At 29.1% G+C, this 4,502-nt stretch carries 4 protein-coding genes; 2 read left to right on the forward strand and 2 right to left on the reverse strand.

From position 1 onward, the window contains the following. Positions 1–77: 77 nt before the first annotated feature. On the reverse strand, positions 78–1,082 hold the full coding sequence (locus tag UEQ13_RS00100) for an IS30 family transposase (RefSeq protein ID WP_329804339.1): 1,005 nt from the start codon (positions 1,080–1,082) through the stop codon (positions 78–80). A gap of 290 nt (positions 1,083–1,372) precedes the next feature. On the opposite strand from UEQ13_RS00100, the gene UEQ13_RS00105 reads away from it, so the two are divergent. Beyond that, positions 1,373–2,701: an AAA family ATPase gene (locus UEQ13_RS00105; protein ID WP_094179223.1), complete on the forward strand. Its 1,329-nt coding sequence runs from the start codon at positions 1,373–1,375 to the stop codon at positions 2,699–2,701. After that, positions 2,688–3,320 (forward strand): RloB family protein, encoded by a 633-nt coding sequence (locus UEQ13_RS00110; RefSeq protein WP_329804343.1) that lies wholly within the window; start codon positions 2,688–2,690, stop codon positions 3,318–3,320. Before UEQ13_RS00105 ends, UEQ13_RS00110 begins: the two co-directional genes overlap by 14 nt. A gap of 124 nt (positions 3,321–3,444) precedes the next feature. Here the strand turns inward: UEQ13_RS00110 and UEQ13_RS00115 are convergent, their stop codons facing one another. Continuing rightward, entirely contained in the window at positions 3,445–4,449 is a 1,005-nt protein-coding gene (locus tag UEQ13_RS00115) for an IS30 family transposase (protein WP_329804339.1), read from the reverse strand. Positions 4,450–4,502 lie beyond the last annotated feature (53 nt).

Here is a 4,502-nt window from a genome sequence, read left to right on the forward strand (position 1 = left end):
TTTCATTTTGTCTAATTTCAGAATAACTTTTTTGGTCTTTTTAATTGACCAAAAGTTATTTCCGAAATAGGCTTGATTTATGCTATATAGTTAGTGATTTCTTGATTCATTTTTTCTTGAGGTGTTTTGTACCCTAAAACCTTTCTAGGTCTATTGTTTAGAGTTAATTCAGCATGTTTTAGTTGTTTGTTTGTTATGGTGTTAAAATCAGTTCCTTTAGGGAAAAAACGCCTAATTAAACCGTTCGTGTTTTCGTTAGTTCCACGTTCCCAGGAAGAATAAGGATTAGCAAAATATATATCCATTCCAGTGTTATTTGATAGCCATTTGTGATTTGCCATTTCCATTCCGTTGTCGTAAGTCATTGATTTTACAGTGTATTTGGGTAGTGTTTTCAAGTGTTTTGCAAATTGTTGTGTCACGGTTTCGGATTTTCTATTTTCTAATTTAATAATGAAAACATATCTTGTTTTTCTTTCTACAATTGTTCCGATGGCACTTTTTTGTCCTACACCAATCATTAGATCTCCTTCCCAATGTCCAACTTCGTTTCGTAACTCAACACTGTTGGGTCTTTGGCTAATATTTACTTGGTCTTTGATTCGTATTTTGTTTTTTCCACCTTTTCTATTGTATCTTCTTTTGGAATGATGATAGGGTAGAAGTTGTATGAGTTTTTTGCCTAATCTTGACTGTCTATGTTTATAAATATGCTGATAAATTGCTTCATGAGAGATTGTCATAATACTATTGTTAGGATAATCAATTTTAATTCTTCCAGCAATTTGTTCTGGCGAAAAACCACATAATAAGCCTCTGTAAACAAATAGTTTAAGTTTTTTATGAGTATTTATTTTATCAAGATTTCTTTTGTTTAAATACTCTTCTTTTGCAAAGAAATCTGCTAAAGTTGCATTGTATTTATCGGTTGGTTTGTGCATCCAACTATTTATTTCTCGAGTAATAGTAGAACGATTTCTATTTAGATGCTTTGCAATATAACTTTTAGACTTATTTTCATAGAGTAAAGTCTCAATAATAATGCGTTCATTTAGTGTAAGTCGTTTGTGCTTTTTTTCCATAATTCAACAAAGATAAAAATTATCATTTGTTGCATTAAGTTATTGAATTCTCCCACGCTCCACCAAACTGACGGCTAACGTCCCGGCGCTTGGCGAGGTTGCGAACTTCGGAACCGTTTATTTTCTATCAAAGATAAAATTTCTTGCGAGAAATAAACGTGTATTTACTACAAAATTCGCAATCTTGCCAAACGCCTGTTAGCGGTAGTCTTTTATTTGAAAAAATAGTCCAAAATTCATTTTTTATACTTAAATTTGCGCATTAATTGCAAATTAAAACCAAAAAAAAGATGATAATAAGTTTTTCAGTTACCAATTTTGGTCCGATAAGAGAAAAGCAAACAATTTCTTTTGAAGCAAAAAAATATGACGATTTAGAGAATTATTATGTAATTGAACCCATAAAGGGATTAAGATTATTAAAATTAATTTTTTTATATGGTGCTAATGCGTCTGGAAAAACCACAATGTTAAATGCGATAGAATTTTTGCGTGATATTGTATTAGATCCATTTGAGAAAAAAAATGAAAAATTTGATTTTAATCCATTTTTGTTTGATAATGAAAGTAAAAATTTAGACTCAACAATTGAAATAGATTTCGTTCATAAATCAAAAAAATATTCTTACAGGGTTGAATTTAATAAGAAAGTTATTAGCCAAGAAACATTGTTAGTTTTTAATCCTAATAAAGCAACTGTTTTTAAAAGAACTACAAATGTTAATAATAATCTTACTGAAATTGTTTTTGGAAGTAAAGTTAAACTGAATAAAGATTATGTTAATACTCTAGTCAGTAATACATTATCTAACAACACGGTTTTTGGAGGTTTTTTAAAAACAAATATTGATATTGTTGAGTTAAGAGAAGTTCTTGATTGGTTTGAAAGTGCTTTAAGACCAATGATTTCACCAAGAACAGATTTAGATGGATTTGTTACTAGAAATTTAAATGATGGTGGTAATATTAGTAAAGAAAATGTTTTAGAAGTTTTGAGAAAAGCAGATTTAAACATTGAAGATATTATTATTGAAGAAAAGGAAAGAGATATACCAGAAGGTTTACTTGAGTTTTTGGAAACTAGTACAAAGAGTGAAGAGGACAGAAAGAAAATTTCTTCTATTAGAGAAAAAGGTAAAGTTACTGCTGTTAATTTAGAATTTGTCCATAAGTTCGGAGATAAGAATTATAATTTACCTTTTGAAAATCAATCTCAAGGAACACAAAGATTTTATGGTTTAGCTGGTATATTGGATATTCTTGTAAGACAAAATAGTATTGTGCCAATAGATGAGTTAGAATCTTCTCTTCATCCCGATTTGTATATCCATTTTATTTTAATGCATCTTGTAAATTCATCCAAATCTCAATTAATCGCGACTACTCATAACAGAGAAATATTAAAAAATAGAGATATTTTTAGAGATGATTGTATTTGGTTTGCTGATAAAACAGAAGAAGGTAATACTGAAATTTATTCATTAGAAGATTTCGACACTAAAACTATAAGAAATAGTAGTAATGTTTACAATGCTTATAGTATTGGTAAATTAGGGGGTGTACCTGAATTAGGAGATTATTTTCTTGATTTTAAATACGATGAAGATGGCGAAAATTAGTAAGAAAAAGAAAGCAGCTATTTTTGTTGATGGAGAATGTGAATTATGGTATTTTCAAATGATGAAAAGAAATGAAAATGCTATTAACCTTGATTTGTTGCCAAAATTGCCAAGAAAAAAGAAGCTTTTTGATTTATATAAAGAAGTGAAAAAATCAGCAAGTGACTATGATTTAGTAATTTGGATTGTTGATTTAGATAAAGTTCTTGAAGAGGAGAGAAGTAAAAAGAAAGAAGGTAAAAATCCTAAGGAAGAATTTTTAAAATACTATAAAGATTTATCGAGATTAAAGAATGTTAAAGTAATTGTTTCTAATCCTTGTCTTGAATATTGGTTATTGCTTCATTATGAATATACTGCAAAACCTTTTAAAGATTGTAGTGAAGCTAATCAGTTACTAAAGAAACATTTAAAAGATTATGATAAGAGCGAAAAATATTTTGTAAAGAATGATTTGTATAAAAAAATCAAGAATAATCAGGAAACAGCGGTAAAAAATGCTAAAAAATTAGGTGAATTCAGTTCTGAAAGTTTTGATTCTTCAATATGCGAGATGTATAAACTTTTCGATTCCGATGAAAAAGTTAATATTTTGACTGAGGCGGATTCAAGACCTTAACGCAACAAGGTCAGTTAATATTGTTCTAATCAAAATTAGTATTTTCTTTTCATTTTGTCTAATTTCAGAATAACTTTTTTGGTCTTTTTAATTGACCAAAAGTTATTTCCGAAATAGGCTTGATTTATGCTATATAGTTAGTGATTTCTTGATTCATTTTTTCTTGAGGTGTTTTGTACCCTAAAACCTTTCTAGGTCTATTGTTTAGAGTTAATTCAGCATGTTTTAGTTGTTTGTTTGTTATGGTGTTAAAATCAGTTCCTTTAGGGAAAAAACGCCTAATTAAACCGTTCGTGTTTTCGTTAGTTCCACGTTCCCAGGAAGAATAAGGATTAGCAAAATATATATCCATTCCAGTGTTATTTGATAGCCATTTGTGATTTGCCATTTCCATTCCGTTGTCGTAAGTCATTGATTTTACAGTGTATTTGGGTAGTGTTTTCAAGTGTTTTGCAAATTGTTGTGTCACGGTTTCGGATTTTCTATTTTCTAATTTAATAATGAAAACATATCTTGTTTTTCTTTCTACAATTGTTCCGATGGCACTTTTTTGTCCTACACCAATCATTAGATCTCCTTCCCAATGTCCAACTTCGTTTCGTAACTCAACACTGTTGGGTCTTTGGCTAATATTTACTTGGTCTTTGATTCGTATTTTGTTTTTTCCACCTTTTCTATTGTATCTTCTTTTGGAATGATGATAGGGTAGAAGTTGTATGAGTTTTTTGCCTAATCTTGACTGTCTATGTTTATAAATATGCTGATAAATTGCTTCATGAGAGATTGTCATAATACTATTGTTAGGATAATCAATTTTAATTCTTCCAGCAATTTGTTCTGGCGAAAAACCACATAATAAGCCTCTGTAAACAAATAGTTTAAGTTTTTTATGAGTATTTATTTTATCAAGATTTCTTTTGTTTAAATACTCTTCTTTTGCAAAGAAATCTGCTAAAGTTGCATTGTATTTATCGGTTGGTTTGTGCATCCAACTATTTATTTCTCGAGTAATAGTAGAACGATTTCTATTTAGATGCTTTGCAATATAACTTTTAGACTTATTTTCATAGAGTAAAGTCTCAATAATAATGCGTTCATTTAGTGTAAGTCGTTTGTGCTTTTTTTCCATAATTCAACAAAGATAAAAATTATCATTTGTTGCATTAAGTTATTGAATTCTCC

Origin of the sequence: Flavobacterium facile (genome assembly GCF_036321945.1) — a bacterium.
Taxonomy (GTDB): Bacteria; Bacteroidota; Bacteroidia; order Flavobacteriales; family Flavobacteriaceae; genus Flavobacterium; species Flavobacterium facile.